Raw genomic sequence first — 17,888 nt, 5'->3', positions numbered from 1 at the left:
CATCAATCTGCATACCCGAAGCGCCCGCCGGGAAGCGGATCACCGCCATGGCGATGTGGCCCTTTAGAACCAGCGTGAACATGCGGCGCTGTTCGGCAGTGCCTTCGCCGATAGCCATGGTGCGGGTGACATCGGTCGTCCCGTCCAGATACTGGCCACCGCCGTCCACCAGCAGAAGGCTGCCCTTCTCCATCGGACGGATCTTGGCCCCGACCGGTTTGTAGTGCGGCAGGGCACCGTTGGCGGCAACGCCCGCAATGGTGTCAAACGACAGGTCTTTCAGTTCGCCTGTCGCCTCGCGGAAACCCTCGAGAGCCTGAACGATCGCGCGTTCATCCGGCAGGTTTTCCTGCGCATAGGTATCGACCCAGTACAGGAAGCGGGTCAGGGCCGCGCCGTCACGGATGTGGGCGCGGCGGCTGCCTTCAATCTCGACATCGTTCTTGCAGGCACGAGGGATGGCGCAAGGATCCATGGCGCGGATCACAGTGGCTCCGGCCTGTTCCAATTGTTCGAAATACCATGCCGACGAGATGGCCGGATCGATCACGACCTTCTGGCCCGACAGTCCTGCCAGAGCGCCTTCCAGCGCCGCAGGGTTTTCCAGCGTCACCTCGTTACCCAGCCATGCAGGCAGTTCGTCGGTGATCTTGGCCGGATCAAGGAAGATGGTCGCCGAACCGTCAGCCCGCACAATAGCCTGACCCAGCGGCAAAGGCGTGCGGATCACATCGCCACCACGGATATTGAACAGCCATGCCAGCGACGACGGGGCTGTCAGAACCGTAACATCGCCACCCTTGTCGGCCACGGCCTTGCCAATGCGCGCACGCTTGGAAGCGGCACTTTCACCGGCATATTTCTCGGGGTGCGGCACGACCGGTGCCTGCGGCTGGGACGGACGATCGGTCCAGGCCAGATCAATCGGATTGCCGTCCACAGCTTTGAGTGAACCGCCTGCTTTTTCAATAGCAGCGCGCAGGGCATCCAGCGCATCGGGGCTGTGCAAACGAGCATCATAGCCGATCACCTGACCGGCCTTAACATTGGCGGCCAGCCAAGCATTCTGTTCGTTCAGCGGTACACGCACGAACAGGGCCGGATCGGTCTGGGCCTTGGCCTGAACCGTATAGCGACCATCAACAAAGACTGTGGCGCTGTCGGCGAACACCACGCCCGCACCGGCCGAGCCGGTAAAGCCCGTCACCCATGCCAGACGCTCATTGGCATCGGGCAGGTATTCGTTCTGATGCTCGTCCTCGTGCGGGACCAGAAGGCCATCAAGGCCCTGTTTCGCCATCTCGGCGCGGACCAGCGGCAGGTGCTTTGCGCCAAACGAGGGATCGGTGGTTTCGTCGAAGGTCTGTCTCATACCTTCTGACTACGCCCGACCGCCGTCGGGGGCCAGAGCCCCCGACGGCGTTTCAGTCGTTTTTACGCCTTGCGCAGTTGCAGGGCCGACCAGGCGTCGTTGTGGATGGTCTGTTCCACGACAAAACCCAGCGGGCGATAGGCATCGAGGATGCGCTCTTCTTGCGTGCGCAACAGGCCTGACAGGATGGCCACGCCACCCGACTTCAGAGCCTGCGCGATTTCAGGAGCCAGTTCGACCAGCGGTGCGGCCAGAATATTGGCGAACACCAGATCATAGGGCGCATTCTTGGCCACGCGGGCATCGTTCAGGCCGCTGGCGAAATAGAACTCGCACTTGGCGTCGTTGATCTCGGCATTTTCATTGGCGATGCGGGCCGAGGCCTCGTCGATATCTGTGCCGACAGCAATCGGGGTGCCGGTCTTGGCCGCAGCGATCGCCAGAACGCCGGTGCCACAGCCGACATCCAGAACCTTCTCGAACGTTTCACCCTTATCCAGCAGCTTGTCGAACGCATCCAGACAGCCAACGGTCGTGCCGTGGTGCCCGGTACCAAAGGCGGCCCCCGCATCGATCTTCAGCGTCACGCGGCCCTCGGGCACCTTGCCCTGATCGTGTGCGCCATAAACAAAGAAGCGACCGGCCTCGACCGGCGGCAGACCCGACAGGCTCATGGCCAGCCAGTCCGCATCGGCCAGTTTTTCGACGGTCACTTCCAGACCTTCGACGGCGCGCAGATGGGCTTCTATACCCTTGGCTTCATCGTCCGTGGTCGGGAAGGCATCAATGCGCCAGATGCCCAGATCTTCGTCTTCTTCGAGGATGGAATAGGTCGCGCCATCCAGCGAAAAATCCGCATCAATTGCGCTGGCAGCCGTCTCGGCAGGAACGCGCAGACCGCGAGCAATTATCTGAAGAGCAGATTCCGACATTTCCAAAAATCACCGATATGATAACAAAAGACGACACGGACTGTTTTTTCACCAGTCCGCCACATTCAAGGGTTGGGGATTACATGGCCAAAGCACCAACGGAAACCAAGTCCGCCGCGCCGAAGGCGGCTGCATCCACTTCCAAGCCCAAGGCGGCTGCGAAGTCGCCCGCTTCTGCCGCAAAAGCGGCCACGGGTGAAGTAAAAACAGCAAAAACCGCTGCAGCGCCCAAGGCAGCGGCTGCAAAAACGGCGGCCAAGCCCGCTGCAACCAAGGCTACGGCTCCCAAACCGGCGGCCCCAAAACCAGCGGCCCCAAAACCAGCGGCCAAGAAGCCGGCTGCGGCAAAAGCTCCCGCCAAGGCCACGGCCAGCAAGCCTGCGGCAGCGAAGCCCGCGGCGACCAAGACGGCAGCTGCCAAGCCCGCCGCAACCAAGGCCGCAGCACCAAAGGCCGCGGCAAAAGCTCCGGCCAAGACCGCAGCCCCCAAGGCAGCGGCTCCCGCGCCTGTCCCCGCCCCTGCGCCTTCCAAGCCGGTGGCCGCCCCTGCATCTGTGGCGAAACCGTCCCCCAGCGCCGCACCGGTTCGCACGCCACTGCCGGAGATTCCCGCGCCGCCCGCCACACCTGAGCCCGCGCCTGCTCCGGCCGTTGCCAGCCCGCAGGCCCACGCCGCCGAAGCTCCAAAGAAGCGCGGCTTCTTTGCCCGCCTGTTCGGCCTGAAATAAACCGCCCTTACAGGCAAACGAAAAGGGCCGGTGGCAATGCCACCGGCCCTTGTTCATTTCGGCATCGTCCGAAGGACTATTCTGCCAGGTCTTCCGACAGGATGGCCATTTCGAACATGTACGAACCGGCTTCATCTTCGTCTTCGAACACCACGCCGATGAACTCGTCATCGACATAGACTTCGGCAGAGTCGGCAACCTTGCGGGCCTTAACCTTCAGGCCACCATGGTTGAAGGTGCGCTTCAGGTGGCTCTCGACTTTTTTGAGATCGGATTCTGTCACGGGGATAGCCTCGTTAATACTTATTTGCGCGGACCCTAGACAAGCCGCCCGCCGATGTGAAGTCCGCAGATCAAGCGTCCACAGGACCATAGAAAACGTCGATAGCCCTCAGATCACATAATCATAAACGACATCGGACAAGGTGTGGTCCATTGTGCGGGCCGGCGTAGCATCGGTCGGGCAGTTGACCATACGCGCCGGAACCCCCGCGACGGTGCAGCCCGCAGGAACGGGTTTCAGCACCACCGAACCGGACGCCACCTTGGCATAGTCGCCGATTTCGATATTGCCCAACACCTTGGCCCCTGCGCCCAGCAGAACACCGCGGCCGATCTTGGGGTGACGGTCGCCGCGCTCTGCGCCTGTGCCGCCCAGTGTCACGGCATGCAGCATGGACACCTCGTCGCCGACCACAGCGGTTTCACCGATCACAATGCCGGTACCGTGGTCCACGAAAACGCCCTTGCCGATGCGGGCCGCCGGATGGATATCCAACTGGAACAGCTCGGAAATCCGGCTCTGGAAATGGAAGGCCAGCGTGTCGCGCTTTTGTTCCCACAACCAGTGGGCCACGCGCCACGCCTGAAGCGCCTGAAAACCTTTGAAATACAAGAAGGGCTGTAACGGCGTGCGGATCGCCGGATCGCGCTCCAGCACGGCACACAGGTCTGCCTCTGCTGCGGCAACTATCGACGGATCGGCCCGGAAGGCCGACAGCGCCACTTCGCGCACCGTCATGGCCCCTAATTCGGAATCACCCAGTTTGCGGGCGATCTGGAAGCTGAGCGCCGCCGCCAGATTATCGTGCGACAGGATCACCGAATGTAGTTGCGATGCCAGTTGCGGCTCCTCGCGCGCAGCATCCTCCGCCGCCGCCCGCAGGGACGTCCACAAATCCTGCTCGCGGGTATTTCCCGCCGATGAAACGACTTCCAGCTTGGTCATTTGACTTCCCGTTCGGGCCTATCTTACGCCGACAGCATGGCCTGCGCCAGTTCGCACGGCAGAGGTCCATCGCCGTTTAGGCTCGTTTGGGCCATATGGTAGGCCCGATAGACGGTTGCCACCGTCAAACTGTCCCGTACCGCACCGCGCCCGACTTCTTCCAGCAGGGTCATGTACGGCACGCGCACCGAAACCAGAACCTCGGTCGGGTCGGGATCAACCTCGGTCTCTTCCAGCCCCCAGGCCAGCCAGCACATGGCCCGCTCGTCGGTCGTAGAGTTGGACAGGTCCATATCCAGCGCCGCCACCCAGTGCCGCGCGGTCAGGCCTGCTTCTTCTTTCAGTTCACGCTGGATGGCGTCGAACGGGTCCTCGCCCTCGGGCGCACCACCTTCGGGCATTTCCCATGAATAGCGCATCAGGGCGAAACGGTGCTGGCCCACCATGGTCACCGTGCCATCGTCATGCAGTGGCAAGACGCCAGCCCCGATGTTTTTGGGGCGCACCACCCAGTAATCGGCCTTCATCCCCGTGGGGGCCGTGACCGGATGGCGAGTCACGCGCATCCACGGATTTTCGATCAAAACCTCTTGCCCGTGACTTTGCCATTTCGGGGCTTGCGGCAGGTCTTTGGCCCAGACGGGATCGATTTGTTCGATAATCTTCATGCGACCACTATGGCGTTTGACACATCGAAAACCTAGCTAGGGAATATGACCGACGCTCTCTCTGCCGAACTGACCCTGCCCGTCCGCTCCGAAGACCTGCTGCACCGTCTGGCCACGCGCCGCTCGGCTCCGGCCCAACAGTTGACCGCTCCTGCGCCCGAGGGCGAGGACCTGCACACCCTGCTGTCGCTGGCACTTCGCTCGCCCGATCACGGCAAACTGGCCCCGTGGCGTCTGGTGGTTCTTGGCCCGCAAAGCCGCGCAAGGATCGTAGAAAAGCTGTCTGCCATGACCCCTCGCCTGCCCGATCCGGTCAAGGGCAAGGCAGTTTTGTCCAAGCTGGCCAATCCGCCACTGACCATCCTCGTCGTTTCCTCTCCCGTCCACGGCCACAAGGTGCCGGTGTGGGAACAGGAACTGTCGGCCGGTGCGGTGTGCATGAATATCGAACACGCCGCCAATGCGCTGGGTTACAGCGCCAGCTGGATCACCGACTGGTACAGCTTCGATGCCGAAGCGCTGGCCTTGTTCGACATCAAGGATGGCGAGAAGGTTGCCGGTTTCATCCATATCGGCACCCTGCCGGTCGCCCCGCTGGAGCGTCCGCGCCCGCAGGTTTCCGAGCGGGTGGAAATCCTGCCCTAAAGATCAAAAGGCCCGAACCATGGTTCGGGCCTTTTTCTTATCCGGCTTCGGTTGCGCGGATCGTCTCTTCCGGCACCGGCTTGTGGACCAGCGACACCAGCACCACCGACACGATCATCAACAGGAACCAGCTGCCGAACTTGGTGAACGACACCATCTGCCAGCCTGCCGCCTGATCGGGATAGGTCCACGCCCTGCCAAAGGTGGCCAGATTTTCGGCAATCCAGATAAACAGCGCCACTAGGAAATACCCCAGCAGCAAGGGCATTGAACGGCGTCTGCGGTCGGTCTTGAACCAGAACCAGCCCCGCGCAAAAATCAGCGCCGTGGCGATAAACAGCACCACGCGAATGTCCGGCAGCCAGTGGTGCGCAAAGAAGTTCACATAGATGGCCGCCGCCAGCAGATAGGTCTGCCACATCGGCGGATAGTTCTTTACCCCGATGTGGAACACGCGCTGGACACGGGCGATATAGCTGCCCACCGCCGCATACATGAAACCGGAAAACAGCGGCACGGCCCCGATCCGCAGCAAGCTGTCCTCGGGGTAAATCCATGACCCGTGATAGGTCTTGAACAACTCCATCACCGTGCCCGCAATATGGAACAGAAAGATGGTTTTCGCCTCGTCCCAGCTTTCCAGCTTGAAGGCCAGCATCAGCCCCTGAATCCCCAGCGCACCGATCACCAGAAAATCATAACGGCTGATCAGGCTGTTATCGGGCCAGAACAGATAGGTGCCGACGATCAGCGCCAGCAGCGCACCGCCGAACAGACAGGCCCATGCCTGTTTCAGCCCGAACCACAGGAACTCGTAAGTATAGCCCCGCCACCGTCCACGATCGGCCCAGCCCTCGGCCTGCGCCATAAGACGGCGGCCCATAGCCTCAAGCGGTAAAGTCGTTCTGTCGTTCATATTCGTCTGCTCGTCATGATGCGCGACATAACAAAGGCGGCCACTTGAAAGTGACCGCCTCTGATTGTCTAGCGATACCGCGAAACGTATTTAAGCGTCTGCGGCTTCGTCTTCGCCTTCAGCCTCTTCGGCAGCGAATTCTTCGGCGGTGACGTACTCAGCACCCTCGGCGTCCAGTACCCACAGACCGACGAAGGTCTCGTGTTCCGGCGTCAGATCTTCATCGATCACGTCGCCGGAATAAAGACCGACGCTGCTGTAATCGAATTCGAGTTGCAGCTCTTCGGCCAGTTCGACCAGCTCTTCGGCCAGACGGCGCGAATAGCCGATGACTTCCGATTCATTGGCAAACTCGTCGGTCAGGGTGTTGACCTCTGCATCCTCGGAACCTTGGGTCGCAGTCGTGATGACGATGGTATAGGCGGTCATGGTATTTTTCCTGACTTAGAAGTCTCTCGAAGCCGGTTACAGGCTTATGCAGGCTTAATGAAGGCTGGCACGGATATTGGCGGTGCATAACCGCCAACTGAATTAGTCTTTCGAGCCGCGATAGTTCCGTTTGGTCGCACGATAGTTTTTCTGGGTCGTCGCCAGACGGCGGCGTTCGGCATCGCGAGCGGTTTTGTCCACCTTGTCCTTGGCCTCTGCCATTTCCAGACGCAGTTGCACAAAGTGGGTCCAGCGCTCCTCGCTCAACGCGCCGCTTTTGAGTGCCCCCTGCACGGCACAGCCCGGCTCGCTGACATGGCTGCAATTGGTGAACTTGCAGCCGGTCATCAGGTCTTCGACATCATCAAAGACCTCGGCCACGCCTTCTTCGGCATCCAGAAGACCGATCTCGCGGATACCCGGTGTGTCCACCAGCATCCCGCCCGACGGCAGCACGATCAATTCGCGGTGGCTGGTCGTGTGGCGTCCCTGATCGTCGGCTTCGCGTACCTCGCGGGTAACCATCCGATCTTCGGCCAGCAAGGTGTTCACCAGCGTCGACTTGCCCACGCCGGATGATCCGATCATCACGCAGGTCTCGCCCGTGCGGACATAGGACATGAACTCGTCCAGTCCCGCGCCGCTGCGCGACGAGATCGCCACCACCGGACAATCAATATCCTGATCGCGCATCTCGGTTTTTTTTTCAGCCGCGTTATCGACCAGATCAGCCTTGGTCAGCACGACCACAGGCTTAGCCCCGCTCTGGCGCACGGCGGCCAGATAACGCTGGATACGGCGCAGGTTCAGATCGGCATTCAGCGAGGTGACGATAAAGGCCACATCGACATTGGCGGCGATAATCTGGGTCGCACGCGAGGCATCCTCGATGGCGCGGCGTACCAGTGCCGATTTGCGCGGCAGAATGGCCTGAACTGTGCCGATACCGGCCTTCTTGTCCATCAACAGGGCGACCCAGTCGCCCACGCACGGCTGGCCGATATCATCGGCTTCGTGCAGCAGGCGGCCTGTCGGGCGCGCAGTCACAGGGCCGTTTTCGGTGACGACCGTATAGCTGCCCCTCTGTTGCAGGATCACCCGCCCGGGGATGAAGCCCGAGCGTGCATATTTTTCAAATGCCGACGCAAAATATTCCGACCATCCGTAGCGGGCGATCATCGGGCGCTTAACCCCGACCGCGATAGGTCGGAACGCCCTGTTCGGGAATCCACACACCCTCAGGTGCCGGACCCGATTGCCAGAACACGTCGATTGGAATGCCGCCGCGCGGATACCAGTAGCCGCCGATCCGCAGCCATTTGGGTTGCAGCAGATCGTTTAGACGACGACCGATCGACACTGTGCAATCCTCATGGAAAGCGCCGTGGTTACGGAAGCTGGTCAGGTACAGTTTCAGCGACTTGGACTCGACCAGCCAGTCACCCGGCACATAGTCGATCACCAGATGGGCAAAGTCCGGCTGGTTCGTCACCGGGCACAGGCTGGTGAACTCTGGCGCGGTGAAACGCGCGACATACATCGTGTCATTATGCGGGTTCGGCACCCGCTCCAGCACGGCCTCTTCGGGATTGGTCGGCGCACCGGTCTGGGTGCCGAGTTGTGAAAGGCCGTCTGTGTAGTGCGACATGGAATACCGTTGGTCTTTATGGGTCTTGCGTCCGACCGGCGAACACAGCCAGTCTAACAGCAGGGGATTTAGGGGACCACATAGGATGAGAAGCGATTTCGTTCAAATCATTGCCGTCACCGGCATGATTTTGATGGCCATTCTGGCGATAACTTTCCGTAATCTCCCCTCGCCTTCTGTCGATTATTTCGTTTCCGCACGCCAAGCTTTGGACAGCGTATTAAGGTCCTCGCAAACGATCTACAGAGGCAACGACCTCGAACAAGAGCGACGAGATGCGTTCTATGCGGAGCAAGAAGAAATCATTGCCAACCGCCCTCTGAATGACGCCACAATACCGGTGTCTGCGATACCGCAATGGGTGACACCCCCTGAACCCACTTACATGGATGATCCACTCAAGCCCTTACGCGAGCATATAGATGGCTATGCCCATATAGCCTGCTCGGTCAGCACATCAGGCCACCCCTACGACTGTTTTACAGTTCAGGAGCAACCTATGGGTTATGGCTTTGGCGAAGCTGCAATACGGATCGTTCGGCGTGGCCAACTCACAAGGCTCGAAGACGGTCAAAAGTCAGAAGAGTTCACAGTCCGCGTTCCCTTCAAACTCTAAGTAAGAGCCAGCAAAACTAGCCATGCACCACAAAATCTTGTTGGCTCTCGCAGTGGGCCTAGTCATCGGTACGCCTGCATCCGGTATGGCACAGTCACGGCATAGACCCGCACCATCACCGCGTCCGGAAATTCCTCCCCAGATCGAAGCCCTTCTGGATGACGAGACCGGCTATACAAACGTTTCGTGGCGGGTATTGCCTAGCCCTAGCGTCAATGACTTCCCCCAACGCGCGTTCAATGAAGGGCTGAGCGGATCTGCAACCCTCGCCTGCATCGCCCCTGCGGATGGCGTCATTCGGTTTTGCAAAGTGCTTAGCGAAACGCCCGAAGGCTACGGATTTGGAGAATCTGCCATCAATATTGTCGCGCGCGGCAGAATCCAAACTGATCCAGACCCCAAAAGCATACGCGTTTTCCGTGTCAGGATGCCTTTCAATCTCGGCTAGGCCTCGCGTGTTCCAAAAGGCTCGACCTGTGCCCAATCCATGTTATCCGTAGTCAAACAAGACGGACCGGAGGAACCCCATGGCCATTCCCGCTTCCCTGCAAAAGGGCTTGAAACTGCCTGTTATCGCATCGCCGATGTTCCTGATTTCAGGACCCGATCTGGTGGTCGAGACATGCAATAACGGGGTCATTGGCACCTTCCCGTCGCTGAACCAGCGCACCACAGAGGGCTATCGGGACTGGCTGGTCGAGATCAAATCGCGCCTGTCCCCCGATGCGGCGGCTTTTGGCGTAAACCACATCGTGCACGCGACCAATGACCGCCTGATGGCCGATCTGGCCGTCACGATCGAACAAGAAGTGCCGCTGGTCATCACCTCTCTGGGGGCCGTGGCCGATGTGGTGAAGGCGGTTCAAGCTTATGGCGGCAAGGTCTTCCACGACATCGCCACGGTGCGCCATGCACAAAAGGCCGCCGAGGCCGGTGTGGATGGTCTGATCCTTGTGGCGGGCGGTGCGGGTGGCCATGCGGGCATCATCAACCCGTTTGCCCTTGTGAACGAAGTGCGCCGTTTCTTTGACGGCACCATTATTCTGGCGGGCGCACTTTCGACGGGGCAGGACGTCGCCGCCGCCCTGATGATGGGGGCCGACTTTGCCTATATGGGCACCCGCTTCATCAACACGACCGAGGCTCAGGCCGACGCCGCCTATAAGCAGATGATTATCGACAGCGGCGCGACCGACATCGTCCACACCCCCGCCGTTTCGGGTATTCCTGCCAATTTCATGGTCAAATCTCTGGTCGAGAACGGCATCGATGCGAAATCCCTGCCTGAACACAAGCTGGATATGGGCGAGGAAGCCAAGGCGTGGAAAACCATCTGGTCTGCCGGCCACGGCGTCGCGGCCATTCATGATGTCCTGCCTACAGCCAAGCTTATTGAGCGGCTCACGGACGAGTTTTCACAAGCCTGTTTGGATTTTGACACAAAACGACGTTAAGCGGGCGCATCCACAGACGCAGCGGAGCCCCTATGCGCCTTAAAGTCACCGCCCTCGCCCTCGTTCTTGCAACCACCGTCCTGCCTGCCTCGGCTATGGCCCAATCGGGTTCGTGGAACATCTCCGCAGGAGCAGGCACCGATAACCGCTCCAAGGACATCTCCAAATCCGATGGCGAGGCCTTCGTCTGGGGTGAAGCCCTTTGGGAAAACGACAGCGGCTTCTTCTATGCCGGTCCGGCTTTTGAAACGATCAAAAGCGGCGGCTCGGATATGGAAGTCGAACTCGGCGGCGGCATTCGTCCGCAATGGGCCGGTTTCGATTTCGACCTGAACGCGACCCACAAATGGCGTCTGGATTCCAACCCCGGTGTCGATGACGAGGCGTGGGAATTCACTGCCGACATGAAGCGCGCCATTGGTCCGGCCAAGGCCCGCCTGCGTCTGCAGCACTCGCCGGACGGCACAGGCTCGGTCAAGGCCTGGACGTGGGTTTCGGCTCAGGCTGGCTGGGATTTCACCGACAAGCTGAGCGCCTCGGCCGAAATCGGTCACCGCGATCAGGACAACGCCGTCAGCTATACCGGCTATAATATCGGCGTCGGCTACATGCTGACCAAGAGCCTCGAACTGGACGTCCGCTGGCACGGCAACGATTCCGATCTGCCCGGCGAACAGTACAAGGAAGCTCTGGTCGCAGGCATCGCCTACGCCTTCTGATCCTTGCAGACAGCAGATACGAAAAAGGGGCCATCCGGCCCCTTTTTATGCGGCTTTTTCAGCCACAGCCTTGAAGACAGAAGCCATATCCGCGCCCGTCGGCTGCTGCGCCAGTCTCAACCCGAACTCGGGCAAGATCGCCAGCAGGTGGTCGAAAATATCGGCCTGAATATCTTCATAATCGGCCCAAGCCGTCGTCGCGGTGAAGCAATAGATTTCCAGCGGAAGACCGCCCTCGCTAGGAGCCATCTGGCGCACCAGTTGCGTCATTTGCTGGTTCAGGCGCGGATGGTTTTTCAGATACTGCTGCACATAAGCCCTGAACGTACCCAGATTGGTCGCCCTGCGCGTATTAACCGGATCGCGACCGCTCTCGACCAGCTTCGCGTTCCAGCGATCCAATTCATCTGACTTTTCCGCCAGATAGTCGTCGATCAGCATGATCCGACGCATGTTGTTGCGCTCGTCCTCGCTCAGGAAGCGCACGCTGGTCTGGTCGATCAGCAGCGAGCGTTTAATGCGACGGCCACCGCTTTCCTGCATCCCGCGCCAGTTCTTGTAGGGCTCGTTGATCAGACGCCACGTCGGGATAGTGGTGATGGTCTTGTCCCAGTTCTGAACCTTGACCGTGTGCAGGGCGATATCGATGACATCACCGTCGGCGTTCATCTGGGGCATCTCGATCCAGTCCCCCACCCGCAGCATGTCATTCGAGTTCAACTGAACCGATGCCACCAGCGACAGGATGGTATCCTTGAACACCAGCATCAGCACGGCGGCCAATGCACCAAGCCCCGACAGCAGCAATAGCGGCGAACGGTCGATCAGGGCCGCAATCACCAGAATAGTGCCGATGGCATAGAAGACCAGCTTCACCACCTGCACATAGCCCTTGATGTTGCGGCGCTGCGCACGTTCCGAACGGGCATACAGGGCATTGGCCATATCCAGCGCCGAGCCGATGGCCAGCACCACAGCCACAATGGTGAAGGCCCCCGCGACGTTCTGGATCACGGTCACAGCCGATGGATGCAGATGGGGTACCGAGGCAATGCCCAACTGAATAACCAGCGTCGGCACCACCCGCGACAGGTTACGCACCACAGGACGCAACAGGTCATCCAGTTCGTCGGACGCCCGCTCGACCAGTTTCAACAAAATGCGGGTCAACCCGCGCCGCACGATGAAGTCGGCGACAAAGGCCACAAGAACCAGAAGGCACAATCCCGCCATCATTTCTGCCACGGGGAAGTCTGCGAGACGGGCGCGCAAGGCGTCGTATTGCTGCATAGCCTAAAACTAGGGGGCCAGACGCACCGTGTGAACCCCGACATACCGCCACAGGTCGCATGAAAAAGGCCGCAGTCCCTAAAGACTGCGGCCTCGTATCATCAGTGAGCTATCAGGACAGGGCCTGATCCAGATCGGCGATCAAGTCCTCGATGTTCTCGACACCCACCGACAGGCGGATCAGGTTGTCGGTGACACCGCTGGCCTCGCGAACATCCTTGGGGATGCTGGCATGGGTCATGATGGCCGGATGGTTTACCAGGCTTTCGACACCGCCGAGGGACTCGGCCAGCGTGAAGACTTGCACCCGCTCCAGAACGCGCTTGGTGCGTTCCAGATCGCCGTCGATCACCACCGAAACCATGCCGCCAAAACCGCCCGTCATCTGGCTCTTGGCCAGTTCATGCTGCGGGTGGCTCTCCAAGCCCGGATAGATAACCTTTTGCACGCCCGCGCGGCCTTCCAGCCACTTGGCCAGCGTCATGGCGTTTTCACAGTGGGCCTTCATGCGAAGGGCCAGCGTTTTCAGGCCACGGTTCACCAAGAAGGCGTCAAACGGGCCCATAACGCCGCCGATGGAGTTCTGGAGGAACTTCAGCTGCGCCGCCATCTCGGCATCCTTGGCCACCAGAACACCGGCAACCACGTCAGAGTGGCCGTTCAGATATTTGGTCGCCGAGTGCATGACGATGTCCGCCCCCAGCGCCAGCGGTTGCTGGCAATAGGGCGAGGCAAAGGTGTTATCGACCACGAGGATCAGATTGTGCGCCTTGGCCACCTTGGACAGGGCGGCGATATCAGCCAGCTTCATCATCGGATTGGTGGGGGTTTCCACCCACAGCATCCGCGTCTTGTCGGTGATGGCCGCCTCTACGGCTGCAATGTCGCTGAGATCGACATAGGCAAAGTCCAGCCCCATCGAGCGACGGCGCACGCGCTCGAACAAGCGCCACGACCCACCATACAGATCATCACCCGTGACGATGTGCGATCCGGCATCCAGCAGTTCCAGCGCCGTCGAGGTCGCCGCCATGCCCGAGCCGAAACCGAAGGCCTGAACGCCGCCTTCAAGGTCAGCAATACAGGCTTCGAACGCCATGCGTGTCGGGTTCTTGCCACGCGCATATTCGAACCCCTTGTTCACGCCAGGGCTTTCCTGCGCGAAGGTCGAGGTGGCGTAGATCGGCATCATAACGGCGCCGGTCGTCGGGTCCGGTTCCTGCCCCGCATGGATGGCGCGGGTCGAGAAGCCTTGATGATTTTTCTTTTCGGTCATCTGCTTAACGGTTCAGGCTGAGGTGGTTGATCAGGTCGGCACGGGTGATCAGGCCGACAAATTTCTCGCCGTCCAGAACAATCGCCACGCGGTCACGGTCAAACAGCGGGATCAGGGCGTCCAGCGTTTCGGAAACCTGCACCGTGTCCAGATCGCGCGTCATGGCCGACGATACCGCCTTGGCAAAACGATCCTTGCGGGTGATCTCGTCCGTGTTCATCAGGTGAACGATATCGCTCTCGTCGACGATGCCGATCAGGCGACCATCCTGAATGACCGGAAGCTGCGACACATCACTGCCGCGCATACGCTTGAAGGCGGTGTCGATGGTGTCTTCGGGACCGACGACAACCACATCGCCCGTCTCGTATTTGCGGCTGATCAGGTCCGACAGGTTGCCGGTGATCTCGCGCTGGGCCAGACCCTGATCGGCCAGCCAGGTGTCGTTATAGACCTTGGACAGATATTTCGCGCCCGTATCGCACACGAACGTCACCACCGTCTTGGGCTCGGTCTGTTCGCGGCACCAGCGCAGGGCGGCAGCGATCAGGCAGCCCGAGGATGATCCGGCCAGCACGCCCTCTTTCAGCAGCAGGTCACGGGCGGTCGCGATCGATTCCGCGTCGGGGATAGAATAGGCTTTGTCGATCAGATTGATATCTGCGGTGTCAGGCACAAAGTTTTGCCCGATGCCTTCGACGGTATAGGAGCCGTCCGGCCCCGGTTTGCCCTCGTTGACGATTCCCGCCAGCGCCGAGCCGACCGGATCAGCCAGAATAATTTCGGCCTTAGAGCCCTGGGCTTTCAGATAGCGTGCGATACCGGTGATGGTGCCGCCCGAGCCGATACCGGCCACAAAGGCATCGATATTGCCGCCGGTCTGTTCCCAGATTTCCGGCGCTGTCGATTTGTAATGCGCCTCGGAGTTGGCGTCATTGGCAAATTGGTTGACGTAATAGGCACCCGGAATCTGCTGGGCCAGACGCTCTGCCATGTCGGTATAGTATTCGGGATGGCCGTGCGGCACGTCCGAACGGGTCAGGCGCACATCGGCACCCATAGCGCGCAAGTGCTGGATTTTTTCCTTCGACATCTTGTCCGGAATAACCAGCAAGACCTTGTAAGCCTTTTGTTTTCCGACCAGCGTCAGGGCCAGACCGGTATTACCGGCCGTCGCCTCTACAATCGTACCGCCCGGCTTCAGCCAGCCTTCATTTTCGGCGACCTCGATCATGGTCAAGGCGATACGGTCCTTGATGGAACCGCCGGGGTTCTGGTTTTCCAGCTTGAGCAAAAGACGGCACGGACCGGTGTCCAGCTTGGTCACCTCGACCATCGGGGTCTTGCCGATCAGATCCAGCAACGATGCGGCCGGACGGGACAGGGCGGGCGTGTCGGTCAACGACATAGGTCTATGCTCCACTAAAGCGCTTATGGACCGCAGGCTGGTCTTCACAGCCTTCGCGGTCAACTTGTGCAAGTTTTCACCTTTTTGCCCGAAAAGTTAGCTACAAAGGGGGCAATGGCTAAAACTCCCAAGCGCCCCGTTGCGGGCCTCCCCGACAAAGACACTCTCCTCGCCTTCCTGCGCGAAGCCGGAGAGGCCGAGAAATCCGACATTGCCCGCGCCTTTGGCCTCAAGGGTGGCGAACGGCGTATGCTGCGTGAAATGCTGCGCGAGCTGGAAGCCGAGGGCAAGCTGGGCAAACGCGGTCGCAAGGGCTTTGCCGAGGCCGGCACCCTGCCCCCCGTGGGCGTGGTTGATGTGGTGGCCCGCACCGATGACGGCGAAATGCTGGTCCAGTTGGTCAAGGGCGAGGCCGACGCGCCTCAGGCCGTTCTGGTGGCCGACAAGGACCGTCGCGGCCCTGCGCCGGCTATGGGCGACCGCCTGCTGGTCAAGCTCAACCGCGCGGGCGAAGGCTGGGAAGCCCGCCTCGTCAAGAAACTGGATGCCGACAGCAGCAAGCTTCTGGGCGTGGTCCGCAAGGGCAATCGCGAGGTTCGCATCGAGCCGGTGGACAAGAAGGACAAGGAGTTCCTTGTCATCCCCGCCGCCCTGTCCGAGGGCCTGAAGGAAGGCGATCTGGTTCTGGCCTCCGCCGAGAAGCGCGAAGGCCGTTACGGTCCCAAACGCGGCAAGGTGCTGGAACATATCGGTCGCGAGGATGATCCCCGCGCCGCCTCGATCATTGCCATCCACCAGCACAACATCCCTGTTGGCTTCTCGGAGGCCGTCGAGGCCGAGGCCAAGGATCAGGAAATCCCGACCCTCAAGGGCCGCGAGGATCTACGCCACATCCCGTTCGTCACCATCGATCCGCAAGATGCGCGTGACCACGACGACGCCGTCTATGCCGAGCCCGATACCGACGCAAACAATCCTGGCGGCTGGATCGTCTGGGTCTCTATTGCGGATGTGGCGGCCTATGTGCGCCCCAATACGCAACTGGACCGCGAGGCCCGCGCCAAGGGTAACTCGACCTACTTCCCCGACCGCGTAGAGCCCATGCTGCCGGAAGTGCTTTCCAACGGTCTGTGCAGCCTGAAACAGGGCGAGAACCGCGCCACCATGGCTGTGCGGATGGTGTTCGATGCCACCGGCAAGAAGATCAGCCACAAGTTCACACGCGGCCTGATGCGTTCGCACGCCAAGCTTTCATACGAACAGGCACAGGCCGCCATCGACGGCGCGCCCGACGACACCACCGGCCCCATCATGGATGCTATCTTGCAACCGTTGTGGAATGCCTATGCCTGTATGTTGAAGGGCCGCGAGCGCCGTGCGCCCCTGGCCATCGAAAGCCTGGAGCGCCGCGTGAAGATGTCGCCCGATGGCGGTATCGAGGCCATCTTGCCGCGCAAGTCGCTGGAAGCGCACCGCCTGATCGAAGAGATGATGGTGCAGGCCAATGTCTGCGCCGCCGAGACGCTGGAGAAGGCCCGCACGCCGCTGATCTATCGCGTGCACGAAACGCCCAGTCAGGAAAAAATCTTCAATCTGGCGGACTTCCTGCACACGATCGGCAAGAGCTGGACCAAGGGCGAGGCACCGACCACCAAACGCTTCAACAAGCTGCTGGGTGAAATCAAGGACACCGCCCATGCCGAGGTGGTCAACGAAGTGGTTCTGCGCACCCAGATGCAGGCCTTCTATACGCCGTCGAATGTCGGCCACTTTGGCCTGAACCTCGACCGCTATGCCCACTTCACCTCGCCGATCCGCCGCTATGCCGACCTGATCGTCCATCGCGGCCTGATCCGTGCGCTGAACCTTGGCGATGATGGCCTGACCGACCGCGAAATGTCGGAACTGGAAGGCATTGCCGACCACATCACCGACACCGAGCGCCGCTCGATGGCCGCCGAACGCGCGGCAATGGACCGCTATATCGCCGCCTATCTCGAAGAGCATGTTGGCGCGCTGTTTACCGGCCGCATCACCGGCGTCACCCGCTTTGGCCTGTTTGTCCGTCTGGACGAGACGGGTGCCGATGGTCTGGTGCCGGTGTCCACTCTGGGCGACGAGTATTTCATCCATGACGACCGCACCCATGCTCTGGTGGGCGAGCGTTCGGGCAAGCGTTTCCCGCTCGGCTATAATGTCGAGGTTCTGCTGGCCGAGGCCACGCCGATCACCGGCGGTTTGGTCTTCCAGATGATGTCCGACCCTGCCCCGCGTGACCCCAATGCCCCGTCCCCGCGTCTGGGCATGCGTGGCCGCACGGGCAAGGGTGGCGGCTTCAAGAGCGGTGGCGGCAAGGGTGGTCCCAAATCCGCCCGCGCCCGCAACGGCGGCAAGCCGCTGAACGGCCTGAAAGGCGTCCGCAAGGGCAAACGCAAGTGAACCAACCGTTCGACTCCAGGCAGGATCTGCTGGATTCGCCACGCACGGGGGAGCGACATCGCCCCCGTGACGCCGCGACCCTGATCCTGACGCGCGGCGAACGGAACCTTGAAGTCCTGA

General features: G+C 60.6%; 18 protein-coding genes. 6 read left to right on the top strand and 12 right to left on the bottom strand.

Annotated elements, in window-relative coordinates; all coding sequences use genetic code 11:
* On the bottom strand, nucleotides 1-1,372 hold a 1,372-nt coding region (locus RSB01_RS09675), incomplete at its 3' end, for an aminopeptidase P family N-terminal domain-containing protein (RefSeq protein WP_332625377.1).
* Between the two features lie 62 nt (nucleotides 1,373-1,434).
* The gene (locus RSB01_RS09670; protein ID WP_332625375.1) at nucleotides 1,435-2,304 is read right to left on the bottom strand and encodes a 50S ribosomal protein L11 methyltransferase; all 870 of its coding nucleotides are present in this window, start codon (nucleotides 2,302-2,304) and stop codon (nucleotides 1,435-1,437) included.
* An 83-nt stretch (nucleotides 2,305-2,387) separates the two neighbouring features.
* Here RSB01_RS09670 and RSB01_RS09665 point away from each other — a divergent pair, with 83 nt between their 5' ends.
* Complete coding sequence (locus tag RSB01_RS09665) at nucleotides 2,388-3,032, top strand: hypothetical protein (RefSeq protein ID WP_332590830.1); 645 nt, start codon at nucleotides 2,388-2,390, stop codon at nucleotides 3,030-3,032.
* Nucleotides 3,033-3,108: 76 nt separating this feature from the next.
* Here the strand turns inward: RSB01_RS09665 and RSB01_RS09660 are convergent, their stop codons facing one another.
* The 3 genes from RSB01_RS09660 to RSB01_RS09650 form a co-directional block, all read right to left on the bottom strand.
* Nucleotides 3,109-3,315 carry a DUF3126 family protein gene (locus RSB01_RS09660; protein WP_332590829.1) on the bottom strand — a complete coding sequence of 69 codons (207 nt, stop codon included), beginning with the start codon at nucleotides 3,313-3,315 and terminating at the stop codon, nucleotides 3,109-3,111.
* 108 nt (nucleotides 3,316-3,423) lie between these two features.
* Complete coding sequence (cysE, locus tag RSB01_RS09655) at nucleotides 3,424-4,260, bottom strand: serine O-acetyltransferase (RefSeq protein WP_332590828.1); 837 nt, start codon at nucleotides 4,258-4,260, stop codon at nucleotides 3,424-3,426.
* 23 nt (nucleotides 4,261-4,283) lie between these two features.
* The gene (locus RSB01_RS09650; protein ID WP_332590827.1) at nucleotides 4,284-4,928 is read right to left on the bottom strand and encodes an NUDIX hydrolase; all 645 of its coding nucleotides are present in this window, start codon (nucleotides 4,926-4,928) and stop codon (nucleotides 4,284-4,286) included.
* Nucleotides 4,929-4,973: 45 nt separating this feature from the next.
* Here RSB01_RS09650 and RSB01_RS09645 point away from each other — a divergent pair, with 45 nt between their 5' ends.
* A complete protein-coding gene (locus tag RSB01_RS09645; RefSeq protein WP_332590826.1) occupies nucleotides 4,974-5,573 on the top strand; it encodes a nitroreductase in 600 nt (199 codons plus the stop codon).
* Nucleotides 5,574-5,610: 37 nt separating this feature from the next.
* Here the strand turns inward: RSB01_RS09645 and RSB01_RS09640 are convergent, their stop codons facing one another.
* The 4 genes from RSB01_RS09640 to queF all read right to left on the bottom strand — a co-directional run bounded on the left by RSB01_RS09640 (nucleotide 5,611) and on the right by queF (nucleotide 8,566).
* Complete coding sequence (locus RSB01_RS09640; protein WP_332590825.1) at nucleotides 5,611-6,489, bottom strand: DUF817 domain-containing protein; 879 nt, start codon at nucleotides 6,487-6,489, stop codon at nucleotides 5,611-5,613.
* Between the two features lie 90 nt (nucleotides 6,490-6,579).
* Nucleotides 6,580-6,918, bottom strand: a complete 339-nt coding sequence (locus RSB01_RS09635; RefSeq protein ID WP_332590824.1) for a hypothetical protein — start codon at nucleotides 6,916-6,918, stop codon at nucleotides 6,580-6,582.
* Nucleotides 6,919-7,020: 102 nt separating this feature from the next.
* The gene (rsgA, locus tag RSB01_RS09630; RefSeq protein ID WP_332590823.1) at nucleotides 7,021-8,097 is read right to left on the bottom strand and encodes a ribosome small subunit-dependent GTPase A; all 1,077 of its coding nucleotides are present in this window, start codon (nucleotides 8,095-8,097) and stop codon (nucleotides 7,021-7,023) included.
* A gap of 7 nt (nucleotides 8,098-8,104) precedes the next feature.
* Complete coding sequence (queF, locus tag RSB01_RS09625) at nucleotides 8,105-8,566, bottom strand: preQ(1) synthase (RefSeq protein WP_332590822.1); 462 nt, start codon at nucleotides 8,564-8,566, stop codon at nucleotides 8,105-8,107.
* A gap of 85 nt (nucleotides 8,567-8,651) precedes the next feature.
* Here queF and RSB01_RS09620 point away from each other — a divergent pair, with 85 nt between their 5' ends.
* From RSB01_RS09620 to RSB01_RS09610, 3 genes are all read left to right on the top strand, one after another.
* On the top strand, nucleotides 8,652-9,182 hold the full coding sequence (locus RSB01_RS09620) for a hypothetical protein (protein WP_332590821.1): 531 nt from the start codon (nucleotides 8,652-8,654) through the stop codon (nucleotides 9,180-9,182).
* 527 nt (nucleotides 9,183-9,709) lie between these two features.
* Entirely contained in the window at nucleotides 9,710-10,636 is a 927-nt protein-coding gene (locus RSB01_RS09615; RefSeq protein WP_332590820.1) for a nitronate monooxygenase, read from the top strand.
* Nucleotides 10,637-10,668: 32 nt separating this feature from the next.
* Complete coding sequence (locus RSB01_RS09610; protein ID WP_332590819.1) at nucleotides 10,669-11,355, top strand: hypothetical protein; 687 nt, start codon at nucleotides 10,669-10,671, stop codon at nucleotides 11,353-11,355.
* 45 nt (nucleotides 11,356-11,400) lie between these two features.
* On the opposite strand, the gene RSB01_RS09605 is transcribed toward RSB01_RS09610, so the two are convergent.
* The 3 genes from RSB01_RS09605 to RSB01_RS09595 form a co-directional block, all read right to left on the bottom strand.
* The gene (locus RSB01_RS09605) at nucleotides 11,401-12,645 is read right to left on the bottom strand and encodes a mechanosensitive ion channel family protein (protein ID WP_332590818.1); all 1,245 of its coding nucleotides are present in this window, start codon (nucleotides 12,643-12,645) and stop codon (nucleotides 11,401-11,403) included.
* 112 nt (nucleotides 12,646-12,757) lie between these two features.
* The gene (locus RSB01_RS09600; protein ID WP_332625373.1) at nucleotides 12,758-13,921 is read right to left on the bottom strand and encodes a cystathionine gamma-synthase; all 1,164 of its coding nucleotides are present in this window, start codon (nucleotides 13,919-13,921) and stop codon (nucleotides 12,758-12,760) included.
* A gap of 4 nt (nucleotides 13,922-13,925) precedes the next feature.
* Complete coding sequence (locus tag RSB01_RS09595) at nucleotides 13,926-15,329, bottom strand: cystathionine beta-synthase (RefSeq protein ID WP_332591966.1); 1,404 nt, start codon at nucleotides 15,327-15,329, stop codon at nucleotides 13,926-13,928.
* Nucleotides 15,330-15,443: 114 nt separating this feature from the next.
* On the opposite strand from RSB01_RS09595, the gene rnr reads away from it, so the two are divergent.
* Nucleotides 15,444-17,768, top strand: coding sequence for a ribonuclease R (gene rnr / locus RSB01_RS09590; protein ID WP_332625372.1), 2,325 nt, complete (start codon nucleotides 15,444-15,446; stop codon nucleotides 17,766-17,768).
* The last annotated feature ends 120 nt before the right edge of the window (nucleotides 17,769-17,888 follow it).

It is taken from the genome of Brevundimonas sp. (genome assembly GCF_036659295.1).
Classification (GTDB): Bacteria; Pseudomonadota; Alphaproteobacteria; order Caulobacterales; family Caulobacteraceae; genus Brevundimonas.
Note: the sequence above shows the minus strand (reverse complement) of the source record. Positions and strands in the feature narration are given on the sequence as shown.